We start from the raw sequence: 21280 nt of genomic DNA, 5'->3' as shown, positions 1-21280 counted from the left end.
ACTCACTTAACGATAACTTTTCAAAAGACACTAACTAATTTTGAAAATACAGCCCAATATTAGTTAGAGAACAACACATTTACCATTTCAAATCGGCTAATACCCTAACAGAAATCGCACACAAAATGCAAATTACCACCAAAAATCAGGCCTAAACCTCAATTAAAGGAACAATATAATCAGTTAAACGACACAACAAATAATTCGACATCTAAACATTACACAACGAAGTGAAATTTACCAAAAGATGCGCTAAAATGCGCTTCTTATTGCCTCTTCCATTTCAAACGCGTCCCCTTGATGTATAAGGGATTCAACGAATTAAGGTCGAGTCAATCGCGATATGTGCAAATCACCCCCAACAGTAAAAATCGGATAGGCTGGCCATAGTGGAAAAACATGAAGAAGTCCTGATCGCAATTCGTCAAATCATTCGCGCGATCGATCTCCATTCAAAGAAACTGAACAAGGTGTCTGGGCTTACCGCGCCACAGCTTATCTTGATGCGGGCCATAAAAGATCTGGGTGAGGTGACCATCCGTCAGTTGTCTAATCACACCAACATGAGCCAAGCCACCGCAACCACTATCCTTGATCGCCTCGAAAGGAATGGTCATGTGCAGCGTGTACGTAGCCAAGAAGACAAGCGAAAGGTCCACGCGATATTGACAGAATCAGGAACAGCGCTGCTTGCACAAGCACCGATGCCATTGCAAGAAAACTTTGTGACTGAATTTCAAAAACTGCAGGAGTGGGAGCAGTCGTTGCTACTCTCTTCGGTGCAACGCATCTCTAGCATGATGAGTGCGGAGCAAATAGACGTTGCGCCTATTCTTGAAATTGGCAATATCGCCAAAACCGAGCAAGAGTCTTAACACGGCGAGCCCATTGCAGGCATGTTTTTCAAAGAGGCCACGAGATTTGCAACATTGAATAGGGGTGCTCCCCCCCTATTCAATCAGCCCTTGCTCTAGCGCATACTTCGCCAGTTCTGCTGTCGAGTTCAAATCTAATTTATGTTTGATGTTGTGACGATGTGTTTCAACCGTCCGATAGCTGATCTCCAGTAACGTCGCAATTTTTTTGCTGCTGTGTCCTTGTGCGACCAGTTTTAACACCGCTTCTTCACGACGACTGAGTGGATTTGGCCTTTGGGCCGCGGGGACAATTTCTTGCGTGAACAAGGTTTGCGTGACGGATTCACAGAAATACGTTGAGCCTTGGTTGACGGTCTTGATTGCTTGCACCATTTTCTCCGCCGATATTTCTTTGAGCATGTAACCGACTGCGCCCTCTTGCATCACCTTCATGATGTATTCGCGATTATCATGCATGGTCAGCATCAAGATTTTGGCCTCAGGCCACTCCGCTTTGATCATTCGGGTCGCTTCAATGCCATTCAAAATGGGCATGCTGATGTCCATCAAAACCACATCGGGTTTATGCTGTTTCACCACGTCCAAGGCTTCCAAACCATTGCTTGCGGTGCCAACCACATCGATTTCCGGCTCCATTTCCAATCGAGCCATAAACCCATCCAACACCACTTGATGATCATCGACTATTACAACTCGAATTGGCTTATCCATAGGTCAATCCATCTAAATTCAGTAACACCGTTATTTCAGTCCCAAAGCCAGGCTCACTCATTAGTTCAAAATCACCACCAATGAACTCCACTCGCTCTCTCATATTTCTTAGCCCAATGCCTCGTTTACGTAAAGCATCACTGACGTTAAACCCATAGCCATCATCGCGAATCAGTAATTGAAGAATATTGCCCATCTGCTGCAAAATCACCGTCACTTTTTTCGCACCTGCGTGTTTTTCAATGTTGTTGAGCGACTCTTGTACCACCCGATAGAGTGTCGTGGCCACCTCGGATTTTAAACGGCCATCTTGCGTATCGAACAAAATGTCGATGTCTATACCCGAGTGGGAACGAAAATCTTGCATCAAACTCGATAACGCCGCTTCAAGGCCAATGTCATCCAGCGCGCTGGGGCGAAGCTGATGTGAGATATGACGAACTTCGTTAATGGCCGTGGTGAGCGATTGTTGAGATTTGTCGAGATGCACTTTTAGCGATGGGTCTTGCACCTTGTGCGCCAGCAACTCCAAATGACATTTGCTTGAAACCAACAGTTGGTTAATCCCGTCATGGAGCTCACGTGCGAGGTGTTTTTTCTCATCTTCTTGAAACATCACCGTCTTGTGGGCCAGCTCTTTGAGGTTTTTATCGGCCAAACGGTGTTCGTGTAGGTTGATGGCTAACGTCAGCACCACAATGACCGAGACCGTAACCAACAAAATCACCACCACCGAGAAGAATGTCGTTTCAATATTTTTATTGATAGCGGCCTGCATGTTCGCCACTTCTTCACTGATGTCTTCAATGTACAGACCCGTCCCTATCATCCAATCCCATTTATCCAGCCAAGCCGCATAACTGAGTTTAGGGACCGTCTCCCCTGTTGACGGTTTCTGCCATAAATACTGGTGAAAACCACCACCCGTTTGCGCTTGATACAACAGCGCTTCAATCAAGTGGTCACCATTTTGATCTTGGATATGCAGTAAGTTTTGTCCGACAAGTTCGGGCAGTATGGGATGAACCAAGTTTGTGCCCCGCTTGTCGTACGCGAAAAAATAACCATCCGCACCATAGCGAATTTGCGTCAACAGCGCTTTGACTCGGCGCTGCGCTTCCTCTTGAGACAAATCAGGGTTGTTGTAGATGTAAGAGATGGCATCGAATGCTTGATCGACACTGTCTTTCAGTGCGCTTTCACGCGACTTTATCAAGCTCTGTTTGAAAATCGCCACTTCCTTATGCCCTAAGGTTTTCGCTTGATAAATAGAGATCCAACTGATGCTGGCAGAAACCAACAACAGTGGCAGTAATGTTAGCAGAATTAACTTAACTTTCAGTGGCATACTTCAGTCCCTAATAAAGAAACTGCTTCCACTCCTTGGAAGCAGTTTTACTCTATCAACTACGGCACCAATATTGAAACTTTTGGTTCACAAATCCAGCAAATTAGCGATCTAACCCATGCCATAAAAAGATGGGAACACCAGCAGTGACGCTAGCACCAGTATTTGTAAGCCGATAAATGGCATCACACCGCGATAAATATCTCGGGTGGTCACGCCCGCTGGAGCGACCCCTTTGAGGTAGAAAAGGCTAAAGCCAAAGGGCGGCGTCAAGAACGATGTCTGCAAGTTCATCGCAATCAAAATCGCAAACCACGTCATGTTGATACCCAAAATTTCAGCCACAGGCGCAAGAATTGGCACAATAATGAAGCAGATTTCAACGAAATCGATGAAGAAACCGAGGATCAAAATCACCAACATCGTGATAATGAGGAAGCCCCATTTATCACCTGGGATAGCCAGCATCCACTCTTCCACCAGCTCGTCGCCACCGGTGTAGGTAAAGGCCATAGAGAATGCCGTCGCCCCTAGCAATATAGCAAACACCATTGCGGTGACTTTGACGGTTTCTTTGGCTGAATCGTATACCATGCCCCAGCTAAATTGCTTGTACAGAATGGCCAGCACAATCGCACCCGCGCCACCTAACGCAGCAGACTCGGTGGGTGTTGCTACACCGGCAAAGATGGAACCAAGCACCACCACAATCAAAGCCAAAGGCGGGATCACCGCTTTCAACGCTTTGACAACTTCTTGCTTGCGGCTGATGGTATCATCGCGCTCCATCGGCTGAGCCGCTTCTGGATTTAGTTTTGCATAAATCAAAATATAGATAACATACACGCCCACGAGCACAATTCCCGGCCACACTGCCGCTTGGAACAGATCGCCTACTGGCACGCCGAGCACATCACCCAATAGGATCAAGACAATCGAAGGCGGAATAATTTGCCCTAAGGTGCCGGACGCACAAATGGTGCCGCACGCTAGCCCTTTGTCGTAGTTGTACTTCAACATGACTGGCAATGAGATCAATCCCATCGCTACTACAGAAGCGCCCACAACGCCGGTTGAGGCAGCCAGAAGCGCGCCCACCAGCACGGTTGAAATCGCCAAACCACCACGCACACTGCCAAACAGCTTGCCCATAGATTCAAGCAACTGCTCTGCAAGACGGGTTTTCTGCAGTACCAAGCCCATGAAGACAAACAGAGGCACCGCCATCAACACCGTATTTTCCATGATGGATTGAATGCGATACGGCATGAAGGCAAACATTTCAATCCCTTCTGCCCATACGCCAAACAACAGCGCAATACCACCAAAGGTAAATGCCACAGGGAAACCAAGCAGTAGCGCAAACAAGGCTACAAAAAACATTACTATACCGATCATCCTGATTTCCTTACGACTTATCTGATGGAGATTGATGCATAAGATGCGGGTTAACGATTTTATTGAGTGAATGAAGAAGCAGGCCGACACCACTTATTGCCATGAAGAGGAAGGAAAGTGGAATGATCGCCTTAATCACCCAACGATAAGGCAAACCACCGGGATCACCCGATGTTTCTCCTAAGGCGTAGCTTTCTTTGGCAAAATCGATACCGAACCAAGCCACCAGCAAACAGAATGGAAATAGAAAAAAGATCGTGCCTAGCAAGTCGATAATAGCCTGCGCGCGATGCGATAAGCGCTCATAGAAAAGGTCAACGCGAACATGACCACCCGACTTCAGCGCAAAAGGAATACCGAGCAAAAAGACCGCTGAGAATAGATGCCACTCCATTTCTTGGAAGGCGATGGATACGTCATTGAACACATAGCGCATGACAACATCGTAGACAACGTTGGCCAGCAGCAAAATAAACAGCACGCTGGAAAGCCATCCTAGAAGATCGCCAAAGCGGTTAAAGAGACGTTCAATGTAAATTAAATTTCTCATTCCCTACTCCATGGAACTTTGAAAGATGCTCCGCTTGGCAGTACCAGCGGAGCTTTTTGGTGTGCTCTTCACCTTACGGTTCGAGCTTTCTTGGGCTTCTCGTCAGGGGGAACTGACGAATTTCTTACTGTGCTTGGCTATTGAGATAAGCACGGGCAGAAATATCGGTCCATGGGCGAACTTGCTTGATATAAGCCGCCTGAGACTCTTGGATTTCTTTTGCCAACGCATCTTGCGCGGCATGTTCTTTCAATAATTTGTCATTCGCAGTGCGAAGCGCTGTCATCACCGACGCAGGGAAATCTTTCACCTGAACATTCGGGTATTCCGATTTAATCGATGCCCAGTTCTTACCACTTTCATGCACAGATTGAACATACATGTCATAAGCCGCGGTCTTCATTGCGACTTTTAAAATCGCTTTCAGATCATCAGGCAGACCATCCCAAGTGCGTTTGTTCACCAAGAATTGGAGTTCTGTGCCTGGCTCATGCCAACCGGTGTAGTAGTAAGGGGCAATTTTGTGGAAGCCCATACGCAGGTCAAGTGACGGGCCAACCCATTCCAACGCATCGATGGTACGGCGCTCAAGCGAGGTATAAAGCTCACCAGGGGCAATGTTGGTTGGTTTTGCTCCAAGTTCAGCTAGAATTTCACCGGCAAAACCCGGAATACGCATTTTCAGGCCTTGTAAGTCATCGACCGAGTTGATCTCTTTTTGGAACCAGCCGCCCATCTGGGTATCGGTATTACCACCTGGGAACGACAGCAGGTTATGCGGTGCATACACCTTCTCCATCAACTCCATCCCACCGCCTTGGTAGAACCACGCGTACTGCTCCGCTGGTAGCATGCCAAAAGGCATAGAGGTGAAGTAAAGCGTGTTCGGCACTTTGCCTTTCCAGTAGTAAGACGCCGAGTGACCAAGATCGTATTGACCCGATTTCACCATATCAAATACGCCGAGTGGCGCTTTGTGCTTGTTGGCAGAGTCGATACGGATTTGCAAACGACCGTTTGACATTTCTTCCGCCATTTTGGCCATATTTTTCGTAGCATCACCGAAAATTGGGAAGTTTGGCCCCCAAGTTTCTGCCAGTTTTAAGCGATAGACTTTATCAGCAGCGTTTGCAGTGGTAGCCACTAAAGCGAGCGCGGCCGCAACCGCCGTCGTTTTTAGCACTCGTTTTATCGTTCTTTGGATAAGACTCATGTTTCACGTCCTTTGTTTTTATTCATGTCGGATCAATTGACATTGGAAATTCATGTTAAACATGAAACAAAAAACGCACTTTGTTAATCGGCAGGAACACGCAAGGGAAAAGCAAGTGGCAACCTACTCTGTCTCACATGAATACGTATAAACACGTAGGATATTGACCTAGGATCTATTATTAGATTGTTTTTATAAGATTTTAATTTTGAACATTGCATACCAAAGAGAGAGGAACTACGTAGGTAGTATCAGCAAAGATATTTAACAAGCTTTATCTAAAATGTGATGAATTCGATACAAACATGTAGGCACCCCAAACCAAATGATGCTTCAAAATAAGGTCAGAGAAAGATGACAGGCAGAAAAAACCCCCAATCAATTGGGGGCTTCTTACTTGAGTTTTCGTCACACTCGATGACAAACCGCCTAGGCGAATCAGCGCATTACGCCAACTTGTAGATCACCTTGTTACCTGCAAGCTGCTCTTTCTGCACTAGGTTATCTTCAAGCAATTTTTTCAGTGCACCTGTTGCCCAAGAAGCCGCTTTGGCATCTTCTTGACCCGCTGCAAGGCCGATGCTTTTCGGGTTAATGCCTTCCGCGTTGGCGGCAACGATATCCAGCACTTGTTGCTGCTTAGGCGTCAGAGAAATCTCTGTGTTTACTGCAGATGAAGCAGCCACTTTGGTCGCAACGACTTTTTTCTCAGCCACTGACTTAGAGATAACGGTTTTTTCTGCAGCTGGCTTAACTGTATTTGATGCAGCAGCCAAATTCGCTACAGCTGCTTTAATGCGTTTTTGCAGTTTCATCTGCACTTTACGCTTATGAGCAAGTCTCATTAAATGTGTCTCCAGTTCACTGCTTATCAGCAGGGATGAAAATTTGAAGCGCGTTTTATACCAAAATTTCAGCTCGATTTGTAGGCTTAAGCAGTGAACAGTGGCGAAAAATGCGTTATGAACGGAGAGAGACTATTCTTTAATCAATAAGATAATGAACTTAATTGGGTATCCAAACGTAAAACGTCGTTATCGTTCGCGTCATTCCGCTGCGTGGCGCTAACGGCTCAAAACGAGTTGAGGAACACAATGCAAACTCTCCAGTTGTCAAACCGCTATCAGCTTGCCAACTCAGTCTTTGTTAAAGGGCTGATGGTGGTATTTGCGATTGTCGGCGCTTTGCTCCTGTTGCTGTCTCCAAGCTGGCCGCAAGCGCTGCTCTCTGTTGGCCTGCTCATCACCATTGCGTTGTTTGGTGTCTACCTGATACAACGCAGCACTGTCGCCTATACCCTCACGCCCACACACTTCCAGCAACATCTCTTTCAAGGTGGTTGGGTTGTAAAATGGAAGAACATCGAAAAAATTGGCATTTGTACCTATGAATCGGAAGGGTGGCATCAGCCTTTGCCGTGGATTGGCATCAAACTGGTGCACTACTCACCCTATTTGATGGCGATCTGCCCTCGCGTTTCGACGGAAATTCTGCTCAGTCAACGCGCACTGCTTTACCTCGGTGCGCGACAACATCAGTGCGAAAGCCAATTTGAAGAGATGGTATTGGATCCCCAGCCGTATATTGATGAGCAAGGCAAAGAGCACACGGGTTTACAGGCGATGCTGGCAAATCGCATGAAATATCAAAGGCGTTTTTTCGATTACGATATTTTTATTTCAGCGCAAGATTTGGATAGAGAAGCAGAAGAGTTTGTTGGCCTAGCAAGGCGCTACTTGGCGGCGGCGGAGCCCGATCAATAAAGCCAACCAAAGAAACACGACGAGTTGTCTCCTTAGCTGGCTTACACGATAAAAACCGTTAGTACAGTGGCATTTCGTCAGCCACGAATGGATTGGTACGACGCTCGTGCCCGAATGTCGATTCAGGGCCATGACCTGGGATAAAGGTGACATCATTGCCCAGCGGCCATAGCTTATTCTTGATTGACGCAATCAGCGTATTGAAATCGCCTTGAGGGAAATCCGTTCGGCCAATGCTGCCATTAAATAGCACATCCCCGACAAACGCACGACGCGCTTCTTCACTGTACAACACCACGTGACCAGGAGTATGCCCAGGTGTATGAAGCACTTGCAGCACTTGATTGCCAAAACGCACTTCGTCACCATCATTGAGCCATTGGTTTGGTTCAAACGCCTCTGTCAACGGAAAGCCAAACATTTGACTTTGTCCTTCCAGACCTTGTAGCCAAAAGTTGTCTGCCTTATGAGGACCAACAATCTCGATACCATCAAGCATTTCAGCCAGACGCTCGGTTCCGCCAACGTGATCCAAATGACCATGGGTTAATACCAAATTGACCACTTCCACACCCAATTCTTTGATGATCACGGCAAGTTGCTTTTCATCACCACCAGGGTCGATGACGATACCTTTCATGGTGTCATCACACCAAACAATCGAACAGTTTTGTGCAAATGGAGTAACGGGAACAATCTGATATTTAAGTGCCATAGCAACCTCGGTCAATTTCGAACTGGGCGAAACTATGACACCGGAAGCGTCGAAAAACAAGGTGAGCCATCACCAAGAGCGAACCGGACCCGTGTCGATATGAACAAAATTACTGCCCGGATAGTAGCCGACCCCACCCGCTTCGAGACTTAAAGCGGCATCACGCACTGTTGAAAGCTTCACGCCATCAAGGCGAAAGTCGATGGCCCGTCCAAGCATATGGTAGCTTTTCTTCGCCACACCAGAGGATTTAGCGCGCAGCGCGGCGTTGGTTTGTGGCGATCGGTAGCCTGAAATGATTTGGACTTCGTTTTCTGTACCAATCAGTTTTTGAATTTGAGTCAGGTGATCAAACAAACGGCGATCCATGGGGTGCACTTCGTTTTGGCGGAAATCTCGGCAAATCTTATCAATACGCGCCAACTCTTCAATCAGATAAGTCGAACCGTCGAAATAGCACGTTTCAAGTAACTCACCAGTGTGTAGATTGTTGAGCGCAAGAGTACGAGGCTGATCAGGATACGACGCCATCGCAAGTTTCGGCATGGCTGACGCCAGCAATAAACCCCCACCGGTCATACGTAAAAATTGTCGTCGAGAATATTGATCAGACATGAATAAAGTCACCACTTAAAATTACTTCAGCAGCGAACCTTATCGGAAGGTATTTTTCACGTCAAATGCATAAAACGCGCCCAAATAGGGCAAACTTCGCTAAAAGAGTGATTAGTTATTGAGTAAACAATCTTTTTTTCTTATGTAAATTTTTGTTCAATTTTCAGCCTTTGTGATCATCCACGAGATCGTACTGATAGATATCATCGCGATAGTTCAGCTCTTCCCCTTCAAACCACACTGTCTGATAGATGATATGGACGGGAATACGACGCTTGAGGGGGATAATAGTGTTGGCTTCTTGCCGAGTCGCTAAATTGGAGAGCTCTTCCTCCAGCCCTTGGGTTTTCAGCAATTGCAGCGCAAACTGATCGGCATTTTGAACCCGCACACACCCAGAGCTGAACGCTCGGCTGTCTTCTTGGAACAAACTTTTCGACGGAGTGTCGTGCAAAAAGATCGCACGCTTATTGGGAATATTAAATTTGTACAGCCCTAACGCGTTTTTATCTCCAGCCAGTTGACGCATCTTGTATGGGAAGGATTTGAGTGACACCTTTGTCCAATCAATGGTTTGTGGATTCACCGCGGTTTGCGAGTCCCACCCTTCAACAATTTCAATATTTTGTTTGGTTAAGAAGCTTTGGTCATATTTCACTTTGGGCAAAATATCTTTGACCATAATGGTTTTCGGCACGTTCCATACGGGATTTAGCACCACCCCATCCATCTTGCCCACCATAATCGGCGTTTTTCGGCTCTTTCTGCCAACTACCACTTTGGATTCAAAGATCTCCTCGCCCTTATACCAAAACTTCATCTCATAGCCTGGCACATTGACCAAGACCAGCAGATCTCGTTCTTCTGGCCAAAGTCTCGAGCGCTCAGAGTTCAACGCCATCGAGTGCAGCCGCTGAGCGGGGGTCATGTTGAGCCATTTTAAGGTAATAGGCCCGACAACGCCGTCTTGCGTCAGCCCGTGCATTTTTTGAAATTGTTTCACCGCCAACTCAAGCTGCGTGTCGTAGTATTTGATATCCCGTTTCAAATGGCTGGTTTCAAGACCCACCACTTCTAAACGTTTGATCAAATTGGCCCTATCGGGCAGTTTATCCCCCAGCTTCAATAAACCTACCTGATGAAAAAGCGGCACAGCGTGATCTCGCGCCTTTAGTAAACGACTATAACGATTGGCAAACTGCTGATGGCGTTGCAACGGCGAACGCAATGAGCGGACAAACGTTGCTAAATACCCAGCCTGAATATCTGCAGATAAACGATTCATTGATGAATAAGAAGGTGCGGGCAAACTTTGGCTTAACGGCTGTGTAAAGAGCCACTCTTTGCCATGTTGGGGAAGTTTTTCCAAGTAGCTGATGTAGGAAAGCAGTAGGTCGGTGGCAACAATGTCATACTCAAACCATTTTTGCTCGTTTTTATAGCGTCTCAGTTTACTGATTTGGTAGTCGAAATAGGGGCTGACAGACGCGGTTTTGATCAGTTCTAGCTGGAATTCAAGTTGCGAGGTCGCTTCATTATCAGACCAAATGAGTCGATGATGATTGCCTTGATACAAGCGCTCAACATGCTCAGGAAACTGGACATAGGCAAACACGGCGGAGTTCCCGTCCAACCACTGCTTCTCTTCTAATCCGGTCAGCGACCAAGTAGGACTAGAGAAGAAAATGCCTATCAGAAGTAACACTCGTTGCCACCGCATCTCTGCTCCTTGAGAACTCAATCCACTCAATAAGTATGGCAAATTTCCCAAAGAACAGAGGTGTGATTTTAAGCGAAGTCACTCACAATAATTTTGACCAGTGATTATCCCATTGAATATTCGATTGAATCTCAGAACTGCCCATCTGGACCGATGTGGTGATCACTTTTCCGGCCCCAGAACTCACGCGAAACTGATCTTGGTAAACCACCACGCCTGAGGCATCAGGCAATGCAGCTAATTCCACCAATTCTCCACTAGCTTTTGACCAGATACCATAGCAGTTGCCTGGTGGTGAGGTGGCCAAAATCCAATCGGATGTTGCCGCAATGCTGGCGATGTAATGATTAAAACGTGCCCACTGCTCTGGTTCAGCACGTAATGACATCATCTCCCCCCCACGAGTGTGCATCGCCAGCAGCGATGGATACTCATCCGGCTCACCTCGATACTGCTGGCCACACAACACCGTTTCCGCACCATCGTGGGCGAGATGCCGAATGCTTAGCTTAGGATCCGATAAAGCGACTTGCTCTAACAGTTTCCCTTGTTGTGAAAGGTAACTTAACGATGGTCGCATAGTGTCCAGATTCAATGGTGCTCGACCATGGGTATGAACGCCGCCAACACCAATGGCCAACACACCATCAGGCATCATGATCACCTCATGAGGGCCAATGCCAAATCCGCTGAGCTCCGCGACTTTTTTATAACGGTTGCGGACATCGTACACACCGATGATACCTCGGCTTGTACTTCGCTCTCCCTCGGTGGCAAAGAGGTAATCCCCGGCATGAGAGTAGACGCCGTGGCCATAAAAATGCCTTTCGGGATGCGCACTTTGCAGATGGATGGTTTCTCCTGAGTGATAATCAAACACCATGAAGAAACTACCCGGACGACGTGCAAATACCGTCGCATGTCCTTGCGCATTGGTGGCGACACCATGACCACGCTCAGGAAGCGGCAACTGCTGTAGTGGTCGGCCATATTGATCAGCCACTACCGCTGTATATTGGTTACGTCCACGAATCGCGCATCCCACCAATGCGGGTTCAGCTTGTCTCGCATCTTTATTGGTTGATGCACAGCCAAAAGGCATGAGCGGTGCACTCACGCCAAACAGTGCAGCTTTTAATAAAGCTCGTCGTTGTTCGTTAGTCACCATCGGTTGCATTGAATCCTATAACGACACCTAACTCGACCGCCACTTCATCGTGGATGAGGTACTTTAACTGCTCCAGTTTGCGTAACTGAGTCAACGCCATTCGATAGCCTTCTTTGTCTTGCAATGCTGCAAACAAGCTCTTTTGCTCAGGCCAAGTCGCTAAAGTGACATCAAACTGATTCACCACTCGATCTGCCAACTCTGCTTTATCCATTCCCCTCAATGTAGCGTCTAGCCCCTCTCCATTGGCTAAATAAAGCGCTTTTAATGCTTCCACGTTCGCTTTTAGATTGGAAAGGGAGGTTTGAGAGCGCCATGATTCAGAAAAATAGGGGCGAGGTTGACCAATATTGGCTAACGGACGGCTCAGCTTTTTCATCGCATATTCCAATTGGTTTGACAGCAGTGAAATGTACTCTGAGTGCCACTCTTTCTCATTGAGCGATGCCCAAGGGTTACTTGACCATGCATCTGAAATACGTTGCGTGTTTTGATTGAGATGACGGCTAATCGCGACCCCAGTTTGGCAAGTTTGAGCATTTCGACTGAGATCTGAACTTTCATCATAAAGTAGCCATTCAATCGCACCAAGACCTTGAACTGTCACACTTTGTACCGCGATGTCATCTGCTTTCCATGTTTTGTTCTGCTGAATCAACGCGGACATCTTACGTCCTGTGGTGTTCTTTTTATCTGGCCAAAATTGTACGTTCCAGCTTTGCTCAAGCGCCGCTGCAGGTCCGCGCTCTTGACCTTGCAACGCCATCCAGCTCAACATACTGCGGTGCCACTGTTTCTTGACGGTGTCCATGCCCGCCTCTGGTAGCTGGCAGTAATGCACAAACGCGCTAACAAGTTCTGTAGTTTCTTGAGCCAAAGTGGCTGCCGCCGCTCGTTCGATATGGAAAACCGCGTCGCTACGATGTTGTGAAACCTTGTGCGAGTCTGTTGTTGATTGGCAACCGACGAAGAGCAGCGCCGCGCCCATTGCAAGTGAAATGTGTATGGTTTTCATTGCCACTCCCTATAGCGAATTGAGGAAAGCGATCAACGCATCGCGCTCTTTTGCTGACATCTTCAACACGTTTTGCTTGGCTGCTTCCGCTTCACCGCCATGCCAAAGCACCGCTTCCATCAGATTTCGTGCTCTTCCATCGTGTAAAAAATAAGTGTGATCATTCACTTCTTGCGTATAACCAATGCCCCACAACGGTGGTGTTCGCCACTCTTGACCATTGGCTAGGTATTCTGGTCGATTGTCTGCCAAACCTGGCCCCATGTCGTGCAACAATAAATCAGTATAGGGATGAATGGTTTGTTCTGACAATGCAGGCAATGCCTCACGTTTGGCGGTTTTCACCGTCTGCTTATGACAACTCTCACAGCCAGATTGAACGAACAGCGTCTCGCCGAGCTTGACCTGCGGATCATTGACGTTGCGACGAATCGGCACCGCTAAATGCTGAGAATAGAACTCAACAAAATCCAAAATGTTGTCACTCACCTCTGGCGAGCCACCATTGGGCAACTTGCGACAGAGATCTTGTCTATCGGTGCAGTTTTCTTGCGGGAAGAGATGGCTGGTTAAGCCAAGGTCGCCATTAAACGCCGCCGCGTTTTGTTGCATTAAGGTTGGCTGCCCCGCTTTCCAACCAAAACGACCAATTGCGAGGGATTGAGTTTGCACATCCCACACTTTATTGAGTTTTCCTGAGATACCGTCTTGATTGAGATCGTCTTCATCTGCCCACTGCAACAGGGTTTCTTCGGCTATCGATTCAAGCAGACCAAGACCGATCATTGGAGGTGCGACACGAGCAGAAAGCAAGGTTTGTGGATGCATCTCTCCATAAGCCAGATCACGGATCTCTACCGTCGGCTTACGCAACACCACCGTCGTCCCATCACTGAATGTAACAGGTACATCGCTGTAACGGATGCTGATTTGCCCTTCCGGTTTTTGGTCTTGAAGAGCAAAATCTTGCAACTGACCACCGTAAGTCGGTTCAGGAATGACACCACTGGTGATCACCGCTTTTTTCTGCTCCGCCGTGAGTGCTGGAATGCTCAAGCGCACCAGCATTGATACGGCATGACTATCCCCTTTTTCAGGAGGATGCCCCCGACCATCTTTAATGTGGCAGTTTTGACAACCATTCGTGTTAAACAGTGGACCAAGACCATCACGTGCATCCGTTGAGGCCGGTGCAGACACCCAAGGGTTGCGGAAAAAACTGTTGCCTACACTAAAGTCCAATCTTTTGCTCATTGGAAGATTGGCTGCTGGTAATGAAAAAGCATTTGGACCCTCTTTTTTAACGCTGGTGTCACCACCAGATTTAAGGTCGTTGGCAAATGCGGTTGAAGAGAGCACGATGAGAGTGCTGAGCAAGTACGGCTTCATTGAATTGCTTCCTACTAAACTGCATAAACAGCAAAAGGGCTCTAATGAGCCCTCTAAATATGATAATAATTATTAGAATTCGTGATCCGCGGTGTCTGGATTCAGACTGTCGATGCCAACAATCTTAGCCGCACGTTCGATCGCGGAAGTTTGCGCCACCAATGACATGATGGTTTCGTTCACTAGCGCATTGCCTTGCGCATTACCCGCTGCGATCAGTTGGTCAAAATGTTGATTTTGCTTTTCCGCAGATGTGACTAACTTGCCTACTTGCGCACGAGTGGTATCAAACTGCGCTTGGATCTCTTTGGCCGCATTTTTATCTTGTTGTGCCACCAAATCATGTAGGCTTGGTCCTGTGAGCAGTGAGCCATCAACACGTTTGTAGATACCGGTGTAAACGTTATAGATACCTTGCTCGTTGTAGTAGTGTGAGTTATGAGTGTTGTCCGAGAAACAATCGTGCTCATCCTCTGTCGAGTTTGCTTCTAGTGCCACTTTCATACGCTCACCGGCCAATTCACCAAGCGAAAGCGAGCCCATGCCAAACAGCATTTTACGCAAACCATTTTCAGCCGACTGAGCAAGCAATTCTTGACGGTAGTTACCTTTCTCTTGCGCAGACCATTGTTTTTCCATCCACTCAAGATCCGTTACGAGGAGCTGAGCCGCCGCTTTTAGATAGGCGCCACGGCGATCACAGTGACCATTGGTGCATTGCGAACCCACAACAAAATCCGTGTAAGCACGTTGACCAGCACCAGCATTTGTACCGTTAAGATCTTGACCCCAAAGTAAAAACTCAATGGCGTGATAGCCAGAAGCCACGTTAGCTTCAGAGCCACCGACTTCGTTGAGCTCTGCGATCAACTCAGGTGTAATCACGGAAACATCCAGTTGAGACGCGCCGATTTTCAGCGTTGTGTTCGCAACGATATTGGCTTTCGCCCCTTCGTTACCCAGCTCATATTGGTAGTCGGTTGAAACATAATCGATCAAACCTTCGTCTAATGGCCAAGCATTCAACTGCCCTTCCCAATCATCCACAACGGTATTACCGAAACGGAATACTTCAGATTGTTGATAAGGCACTCGAGCATCTAGCCACGCCTGCTTAACCTCTTCTAACTTTGCCGCTGAAGGCGCAGACAAAAACTGTTCAACTTTCTTTTCAAGTTGTTGTGCGGTTGTCAATGAATCCGCAAAAACAGCGTGGGCAACGTCGACATAATGCTCGACAACTTGCTGATTGGTAACATTCGCGGCAAGCAGGTGACCACTGGCAAACAGTGTTGTCACTGCTAAAGACTGGACTAATAGAGTTTTTGCATTCATCTGAAGCATCCTTGTTGAGCATTTCTTACTTGCTATTCGTAGTGCTAATTATTCTTATTTGCGCTTTTAGTCGCCAGATAATACAAAGTTACAATTTTTTTGCAAGTGACAAACAAAAAAAGCTCCACAACTGTGGAGCTTTTTATCAATTATTGCTAAGCAACTTCGCATTACACTTTTAAATGGTGCTTACCATGAGAGACTTTCGCCTTTAAGTAGCTTTCATTGCCTTCTTTGATGTGAGCAGAAGTGTTGACCACTTCAACAATCTCTATCCCGTACTCACTTAGTTCACGAATCTTCTTAGGATTGTTGGTCACTAATCGAATCTGTTTGATCCCTAGCGCTTCAAGCATTTGTGCCGCTTCCGTAAAGTCACGAAGATCGTCATCAAAGCCAAGATGGTTATTGGCCTCGTAAGTATTCATCCCTTCGCTTTGCAAACGGTAAGCATCGATTTTGTTGTAAAGGCCGATCCCGCGACCTTCTTGGCGAAGATAAAGAATGATGCCGCCAGACTCACCCATACGATTGATCGTCTCTTCCAACTGCTCGCCACAGTCACAGCGAGATGAATGGAACACATCCCCAGTGAGGCATTCAGAATGCATTCGAACTAGGGGGACTTCTTGAGTCACATCTGCCGATTTAAAGATGACTGCCACATGCTCTTTGTCGGTCTTCAAACCACGAAATGAAAGAATTTCCGCATCAATATTACTTTTTGCACCGACTTTAAAATCGACTCTGGCTCGAACTTCCGCCATATCTCTACTCACTTGATTGGTTACGTCTAATCTAACGACTCTTTTGTACATGATGTTTCTCATCTGTATTGCAACTATGGGGGTTGATACTCCAATTTTCAATCATCGGATCACAAATGAGTTTTGTTATATTATAACAATAATGCTTGAGTGCAACAGTCAGGTATAAAAAAACCGCCAGGCTGGCGGTTTTCCATTAACAGCGTCAATTATTAGCTATTAGCAGTCGTCTTCTGTGAAATTCGTTGGAAGCTGCTTTTTCATCTCGTTCCAAATCATCGCACTCTCAATACCGTATTGACGAATCAACGCTGGTAACTGTTCACGCTGTCCTGACTCACACGTCAACAGCAGTTGGCGATAGAACTTAAGGGCCAATTCACGAGACGCTGGATTAGAGAAGTAAAAACTACCGACACGATCATATAGCTTCTTCAAACCATTGAAAATCAAACCATAAATTTGATTTCCTGAGTGGAAAGCTAAACGCTGAAACAGCATGTAATCGTAGAAGTTGAAGGTCTTCGCAATCAAGATTTCTTGGCGTTTCGCTTCATCTTTCTCATTGTCTTCTTTTACATTTTGCTGAATTTTGTCGGCATAAGGAGACGATGACAAAAATGCATCCCAAGATTCAGCCGCAACCAATTGCTCACATGAATCAATAACGGTTTTGATCGTACGCTCAGAGTTTTCTTTATTCACTTTAAAGGCATAACGCATGAATATCGGACTGATATTTGTACGTGCTGCAAGCAAATCTTCAACAATATTTGTTGCGTTATCAACGTCTAGCGTCATGAGTGTATCGAGGATATGCAAACCCGAGGTTTCCATAAACTGGTTCACTTTGGTTGGCTTACCATGTTGGATCGTCAACCAACCATCACGAGCAAGTCTTTGTAAAACCTCACGTAGTGTGGTGCGCGTAACACCAATCAGTTCAGACAGCTCACGCTCAGCAGGTAAAATGGAACCTGGAGGGAAACGCCCATTCCAGATGCTTTCGATAATGTATTTCTCTGCAAATCCCGCAGGGCTCTTTGCCTTAATGACCATTATATTTGTTATTCCAATATTTGTTTTGGGTCGAATGGCACTCATCATACCACTACTTCTTCATTTGCGAAAATTTACTATCACGAAATGCAACCAAATTGCAATATAGAGTAAACACTCTAAGTTAAATTGGATAAAAAATGCCTTTGCGGAATCTGGAAGTCGTCAAAAAATACATTTTATGGTCGCAAGACCATGCACAAAGCCAGAATAAATAAAGGGTGGTAGGTCACATTTTTAAATTCATAAATTGCAAATTAAAATTGAGTTAATCGGTTAATACTCTTTCTTAATTTAACTTTTTTATGCTTTCAACGTAAATTATGATGATAAGCGAACTTTTGCATAGTTTACATGATATACTTGTGCTACTTCGATCGCGTTTTGCGAAATTAAGTCAGCAAATGAAGACAGGATTGGGATTTCCTGTTGACTAAATGTTACTTGAGAGTAGAGTTGCGGGCGAAAATAAGAGCGGTGCTTAAGTTCAAGGGAAGTAACTTGGCAAGACTACATTTTAAACAAGGATTGTTGTTTTTCTAAGTTATTGTTTATAAAGATAGATATTTCTTCTTTAAAGCATAGGCTTAAGCACTATGTTGTAGTGTCTATTCATATATAAGTTAATAAGAGAATTATCATGCCGATGTCGCTCGGAAACGCTTTTATTAAGAATTTTCTTGGTAAAGCGCCTGATTGGTATAAAGTTGCCATCATTTCTTTTTTAATCATTAACCCGATTGTTTTCTTCTTCGTTGACCCATTTGTAGCAGGCTGGCTACTCGTCGTGGAATTTATTTTCACGTTGGCAATGGCGCTCAAATGTTATCCTCTTCAACCTGGTGGTTTATTAGCCATTGAAGCCATCGCGATTGGCATGACTAGCCCTGAACAGGTTAAGCATGAGCTCGTCGCCAATATCGAAGTGTTGTTGTTACTGGTCTTCATGGTCGCTGGCATCTACTTCATGAAGCAGTTGCTACTCTTCATTTTCACCAAGATATTGCTTGGCATTCGCTCTAAAGCGATTTTGTCTTTAGCGTTTTGTTTTGCCGCGGCCTTTCTTTCCGCTTTCTTAGACGCACTGACCGTTATCGCCGTTGTTATCAGCGTTGCCGTGGGTTTCTATTCGATCTACCACAAAGTGGCATCGGGTAAGGGCGTCAGTTCCGATCATGACCATACACAAGACGATCATCTTGCCGAGCTGACTCGTGACGACTTAGAAAACTACCGCGCATTTTTACGCTCACTGCTCATGCATGCGGGTGTTGGTACTGCGCTCGGTGGCGTGACGACCATGGTAGGTGAACCTCAAAACTTGATCATTGCAGACCAAGCAAGTTGGTTGTTTGGTGAGTTCTTGATTCGCATGGCTCCAGTTACGCTTCCTGTTTTCGTCTGTGGTTTGCTCACCTGTTTTGCGGTCGAAAAACTTAAGGTGTTTGGCTACGGCGCTGAACTACCTGATAACGTTCGTCATATCCTTGTCGAATTCGACAAAGAAGAACGCAAGGCTCGTACCAACCAAGATGTGGCCAAACTTTGGATTCAAGGTCTTATCGCCGTATGGCTGATTGTTGGCCTCGCACTGCACTTGGCCGCGGTAGGTTTGATCGGTTTGTCCGTCATCATCCTAGCCACAGCCTTCACTGGTGTGATTGAAGAACACTCACTCGGTAAAGCGTTTGAAGAAGCACTGCCATTTACGGCACTTCTTGCGGTTTTCTTCTCTATCGTGGCGGTAATCATCGACCAAGAGTTGTTTAAGCCTGTTATCGATGCAGTTCTCGCGGTGGAAGACAAAGGCACGCAGTTGGCGATGTTCTACGTGGCAAACGGTTTGCTTTCGATGGTGTCTGACAACGTGTTCGTCGGTACGGTTTACATCAACGAAGTCAAAACTGCGCTAGTAGAAGGCATTATTACACGTGACCAGTTTGATTTGCTGGCCGTGGCGATCAACACAGGAACTAACTTGCCATCAGTGGCAACACCAAACGGCCAAGCGGCGTTCCTATTTTTGTTGACTTCAGCACTAGCACCATTGATTCGTCTGTCTTACGGCAAGATGGTTATCATGGCTCTGCCATACACGATTGTACTGGCTCTGGTTGGCTTGTTTGGCATCGTCTTCTTACTTGAGCCTATGACAGCTTGGTTTTACGACGCAGGTTGGATTGCTCACCATGTGGGCGAGGCAACTCACGCAGTTTCCGGCGGACATTAAATTTTTAGTTTGCTAAAGAAACTTATCCGAGATAAAAAGCTCTGAGTATTCAGAGCTTTTTTATTGAACATACAAAGGATTTTAGAAGTGAATTTATTTGCATCACTCAATCAGTTTTCAAAAAACAGAATCTCATGGCTGCTATTGCTACTCTTCGTGGTCTTTTTTGAGGGAGCGGCGCTGTTCTTTCAGCATGTGATGATGCTGTCACCCTGTGTGATGTGTATTTATGAGCGCGTGGCGATGCTTGGCGTGGGTGGCGCGGCACTCTTTGGCCTGATTGCACCCAATAACCCACTTGTTCGTTGGTTGGGTTTGGCGGCTTGGGGAGCCAGTGCTTACAAAGGGTTGGCGTTGTCATTACAACACGTTGATTACCAGTTTAATCCATCGCCTTTTGCTACTTGTGATCTGTTCGTCACCTTCCCAGATTGGGCTCCACTGAATCAATGGGCGCCTTGGATGTTTGAAGCCTATGGCGACTGTAGCAAAATCGTATGGCAGTTCATGACACTTTCGATGCCACAATGGTTGGTGATTATTTTTGCTGGCAACCTAGTGGCGCTCGCATTTATCGTTATTGCTCAGTTTTTCAAATCAAAATAGTTCCGACGCTGACTCGGATTGCAGTTAAAAAAACAGCCGACTCATTCAGAGTCGGCTGTTTTTTGTCGCGTGTTGATTATTGGCCACAACACTGTTTGAATTTTTTGCCACTTTGACAAGGACAAGGGTCGTTTCGCCCTACTCCTTTGAAAGGATTCAAACTTTGTGATTTGTTGCCAACCATCAGTTCATCGGCGGCAAGCGCCACTTCGTTGATCATCAAATCCATTTGGTCAATGAAATCGCTCAAAGCGGGAGGCGCTTCAATTCCCGCAGCGAGCATTTGCTGTTGAGTACTCTCTTCATCAATGGCCAACATAAAGCTGGTAAAGAGCGCCTGCATCATGCGTTGAGTGCCGTCATTGACGATGGCGGATTGCCATTGCTCTTCAACTCTTGGCCACAAAGACATAAAACCTTCAGCAAAGTCGGCCAAGTTATCTCTTTCATCGCCTACGAGCTCGAGCAATGAATATTCATTGCGTAAAATCCGATTATGCTGCTTATGAATTTGCTCCGTCACAGCCGCGCGAAGCTCGGCAGACACATCCCCCAGCAACTCGGTTAACCAGGTATCAGGATCGGTCGGTTGAATCGTTAAGTTCGCCGCTAAAACCGCGCCTTCAATAAACCAAGCAGAAGCTTGGCTGGAAGCGTCATTGAATTCAATTAATTGATATTGCATCGTTGAAACACTTGTTGTTCAATTTGGCCGGATTATATACCTAAGCAAAGTAAATGGGGGGATTAAATCATGAAAAGCCTCTCTCCTTGCCTCTTCTCGTGACAAGCTCTCAGTG

Annotated in this window: 20 protein-coding genes; 4 read left to right on the top strand and 16 right to left on the bottom strand. The window is 46.3% G+C overall.

Going from position 1 to position 21280, the window contains the following annotated elements:
- The first annotated feature begins 389 nt into the window (after positions 1-389).
- Positions 390-875, top strand: coding sequence for a MarR family winged helix-turn-helix transcriptional regulator (locus tag PQQ36_RS09275; RefSeq protein WP_011080113.1), 486 nt, complete (start codon positions 390-392; stop codon positions 873-875).
- Between the two features lie 75 nt (positions 876-950).
- Here the strand turns inward: PQQ36_RS09275 and PQQ36_RS09270 are convergent, their stop codons facing one another.
- The 6 genes from PQQ36_RS09270 to PQQ36_RS09245 all read right to left on the bottom strand — a co-directional run bounded on the left by PQQ36_RS09270 (position 951) and on the right by PQQ36_RS09245 (position 6943).
- The gene (locus PQQ36_RS09270; RefSeq protein WP_011080112.1) at positions 951-1589 is read right to left on the bottom strand and encodes a response regulator; all 639 of its coding nucleotides are present in this window, start codon (positions 1587-1589) and stop codon (positions 951-953) included.
- The gene (locus tag PQQ36_RS09265; RefSeq protein ID WP_011150631.1) at positions 1582-2937 is read right to left on the bottom strand and encodes a cache domain-containing protein; all 1356 of its coding nucleotides are present in this window, start codon (positions 2935-2937) and stop codon (positions 1582-1584) included. Before PQQ36_RS09265 ends, PQQ36_RS09270 begins: the two co-directional genes overlap by 8 nt.
- Positions 2938-3048: 111 nt before the next feature.
- On the bottom strand, positions 3049-4335 hold the full coding sequence (locus PQQ36_RS09260; RefSeq protein ID WP_026130721.1) for a TRAP transporter large permease: 1287 nt from the start codon (positions 4333-4335) through the stop codon (positions 3049-3051).
- Positions 4336-4345: 10 nt separating this feature from the next.
- Entirely contained in the window at positions 4346-4885 is a 540-nt protein-coding gene (locus PQQ36_RS09255) for a TRAP transporter small permease subunit (protein ID WP_011080109.1), read from the bottom strand.
- 124 nt (positions 4886-5009) lie between these two features.
- Positions 5010-6098 carry a TRAP transporter substrate-binding protein gene (locus PQQ36_RS09250; protein WP_011080108.1) on the bottom strand — a complete coding sequence of 363 codons (1089 nt, stop codon included), beginning with the start codon at positions 6096-6098 and terminating at the stop codon, positions 5010-5012.
- A 446-nt stretch (positions 6099-6544) separates the two neighbouring features.
- On the bottom strand, positions 6545-6943 hold the full coding sequence (locus tag PQQ36_RS09245; protein ID WP_011080776.1) for a hypothetical protein: 399 nt from the start codon (positions 6941-6943) through the stop codon (positions 6545-6547).
- 249 nt (positions 6944-7192) lie between these two features.
- On the opposite strand from PQQ36_RS09245, the gene PQQ36_RS09240 reads away from it, so the two are divergent.
- Entirely contained in the window at positions 7193-7861 is a 669-nt protein-coding gene (locus PQQ36_RS09240; RefSeq protein WP_108653953.1) for a DUF2982 domain-containing protein, read from the top strand.
- A 58-nt stretch (positions 7862-7919) separates the two neighbouring features.
- Here the strand turns inward: PQQ36_RS09240 and PQQ36_RS09235 are convergent, their stop codons facing one another.
- From PQQ36_RS09235 to fadR, 9 genes are all read right to left on the bottom strand, one after another.
- Positions 7920-8576 carry an MBL fold metallo-hydrolase gene (locus PQQ36_RS09235; protein ID WP_013572043.1) on the bottom strand — a complete coding sequence of 219 codons (657 nt, stop codon included), beginning with the start codon at positions 8574-8576 and terminating at the stop codon, positions 7920-7922.
- Between the two features lie 69 nt (positions 8577-8645).
- Positions 8646-9191, bottom strand: a complete 546-nt coding sequence (locus tag PQQ36_RS09230) for a YcbK family protein (protein WP_026130720.1) — start codon at positions 9189-9191, stop codon at positions 8646-8648.
- Positions 9192-9354: 163 nt separating this feature from the next.
- On the bottom strand, positions 9355-10911 hold the full coding sequence (locus tag PQQ36_RS09225) for a L,D-transpeptidase family protein (protein WP_273660975.1): 1557 nt from the start codon (positions 10909-10911) through the stop codon (positions 9355-9357).
- An 82-nt stretch (positions 10912-10993) separates the two neighbouring features.
- Positions 10994-12088 carry a DUF1513 domain-containing protein gene (locus tag PQQ36_RS09220; RefSeq protein WP_225485533.1) on the bottom strand — a complete coding sequence of 365 codons (1095 nt, stop codon included), beginning with the start codon at positions 12086-12088 and terminating at the stop codon, positions 10994-10996.
- Positions 12069-13094: an imelysin family protein gene (locus tag PQQ36_RS09215; RefSeq protein ID WP_045624052.1), complete on the bottom strand. Its 1026-nt coding sequence runs from the start codon at positions 13092-13094 to the stop codon at positions 12069-12071. Before PQQ36_RS09215 ends, PQQ36_RS09220 begins: the two co-directional genes overlap by 20 nt.
- Before the next feature lie 9 nt (positions 13095-13103).
- Positions 13104-14483 (bottom strand): di-heme oxidoreductase family protein, encoded by a 1380-nt coding sequence (locus tag PQQ36_RS09210; RefSeq protein WP_045596567.1) that lies wholly within the window; start codon positions 14481-14483, stop codon positions 13104-13106.
- A gap of 72 nt (positions 14484-14555) precedes the next feature.
- On the bottom strand, positions 14556-15818 hold the full coding sequence (locus tag PQQ36_RS09205) for an imelysin family protein (RefSeq protein ID WP_273660974.1): 1263 nt from the start codon (positions 15816-15818) through the stop codon (positions 14556-14558).
- 170 nt (positions 15819-15988) lie between these two features.
- A complete protein-coding gene (gene ribA, locus PQQ36_RS09200) occupies positions 15989-16585 on the bottom strand; it encodes a GTP cyclohydrolase II (RefSeq protein ID WP_011080106.1) in 597 nt (198 codons plus the stop codon).
- A 219-nt stretch (positions 16586-16804) separates the two neighbouring features.
- Entirely contained in the window at positions 16805-17644 is an 840-nt protein-coding gene (gene fadR / locus PQQ36_RS09195) for a fatty acid metabolism transcriptional regulator FadR (RefSeq protein ID WP_011080105.1), read from the bottom strand.
- A gap of 640 nt (positions 17645-18284) precedes the next feature.
- On the opposite strand from fadR, the gene nhaB reads away from it, so the two are divergent.
- Both nhaB and dsbB read left to right on the top strand, forming a co-directional pair.
- Positions 18285-19874, top strand: a complete 1590-nt coding sequence (gene nhaB, locus PQQ36_RS09190; protein WP_013571472.1) for a Na(+)/H(+) antiporter NhaB — start codon at positions 18285-18287, stop codon at positions 19872-19874.
- A gap of 87 nt (positions 19875-19961) precedes the next feature.
- Complete coding sequence (dsbB, locus tag PQQ36_RS09185; RefSeq protein WP_011080103.1) at positions 19962-20480, top strand: disulfide bond formation protein DsbB; 519 nt, start codon at positions 19962-19964, stop codon at positions 20478-20480.
- 76 nt (positions 20481-20556) lie between these two features.
- On the opposite strand, the gene PQQ36_RS09180 is transcribed toward dsbB, so the two are convergent.
- On the bottom strand, positions 20557-21165 hold the full coding sequence (locus PQQ36_RS09180) for an SEC-C metal-binding domain-containing protein (RefSeq protein WP_011080102.1): 609 nt from the start codon (positions 21163-21165) through the stop codon (positions 20557-20559).
- Between the last annotated feature and the right edge of the window lie 115 nt (positions 21166-21280).

The organism is Vibrio sp. CCUG 15886 (genome assembly GCF_028570825.1).
In the GTDB taxonomy this organism is placed as follows: domain Bacteria; phylum Pseudomonadota; class Gammaproteobacteria; order Enterobacterales; family Vibrionaceae; genus Vibrio; species Vibrio vulnificus_B.
This window is presented reverse-complemented; position numbering and strand designations above follow the sequence as displayed.

Bases quoted from the DNA above. Each gene is read 5' to 3' on its own strand.
- PQQ36_RS09270 (WP_011080112.1), bottom strand. From the start codon at position 1,589: ATGGATAAGCCAATTCGAGTTGTAATAGTCGATGATCATCAAGTGGTG.
- PQQ36_RS09265 (WP_011150631.1), bottom strand. From the start codon at position 2,937: ATGCCACTGAAAGTTAAGTTAATTCTGCTAACATTACTGCCACTGTTG.
- PQQ36_RS09260 (WP_026130721.1), bottom strand. From the start codon at position 4,335: ATGATCGGTATAGTAATGTTTTTTGTAGCCTTGTTTGCGCTACTGCTT.
- PQQ36_RS09255 (WP_011080109.1), bottom strand. From the start codon at position 4,885: ATGAGAAATTTAATTTACATTGAACGTCTCTTTAACCGCTTTGGCGAT.
- PQQ36_RS09250 (WP_011080108.1), bottom strand. From the start codon at position 6,098: ATGAGTCTTATCCAAAGAACGATAAAACGAGTGCTAAAAACGACGGCG.
- PQQ36_RS09245 (WP_011080776.1), bottom strand. From the start codon at position 6,943: ATGAGACTTGCTCATAAGCGTAAAGTGCAGATGAAACTGCAAAAACGC.
- PQQ36_RS09240 (WP_108653953.1), top strand. From the start codon at position 7,193: ATGCAAACTCTCCAGTTGTCAAACCGCTATCAGCTTGCCAACTCAGTC.
- PQQ36_RS09235 (WP_013572043.1), bottom strand. From the start codon at position 8,576: ATGGCACTTAAATATCAGATTGTTCCCGTTACTCCATTTGCACAAAAC.
- PQQ36_RS09230 (WP_026130720.1), bottom strand. From the start codon at position 9,191: ATGTCTGATCAATATTCTCGACGACAATTTTTACGTATGACCGGTGGG.
- PQQ36_RS09225 (WP_273660975.1), bottom strand. From the start codon at position 10,911: ATGCGGTGGCAACGAGTGTTACTTCTGATAGGCATTTTCTTCTCTAGT.
- PQQ36_RS09220 (WP_225485533.1), bottom strand. From the start codon at position 12,088: ATGCAACCGATGGTGACTAACGAACAACGACGAGCTTTATTAAAAGCT.
- PQQ36_RS09215 (WP_045624052.1), bottom strand. From the start codon at position 13,094: ATGAAAACCATACACATTTCACTTGCAATGGGCGCGGCGCTGCTCTTC.
- PQQ36_RS09210 (WP_045596567.1), bottom strand. From the start codon at position 14,483: ATGAAGCCGTACTTGCTCAGCACTCTCATCGTGCTCTCTTCAACCGCA.
- PQQ36_RS09205 (WP_273660974.1), bottom strand. From the start codon at position 15,818: ATGAATGCAAAAACTCTATTAGTCCAGTCTTTAGCAGTGACAACACTG.
- ribA (WP_011080106.1), bottom strand. From the start codon at position 16,585: ATGGCGGAAGTTCGAGCCAGAGTCGATTTTAAAGTCGGTGCAAAAAGT.
- fadR (WP_011080105.1), bottom strand. From the start codon at position 17,644: ATGGTCATTAAGGCAAAGAGCCCTGCGGGATTTGCAGAGAAATACATT.
- nhaB (WP_013571472.1), top strand. From the start codon at position 18,285: ATGCCGATGTCGCTCGGAAACGCTTTTATTAAGAATTTTCTTGGTAAA.
- PQQ36_RS09180 (WP_011080102.1), bottom strand. From the start codon at position 21,165: ATGCAATATCAATTAATTGAATTCAATGACGCTTCCAGCCAAGCTTCT.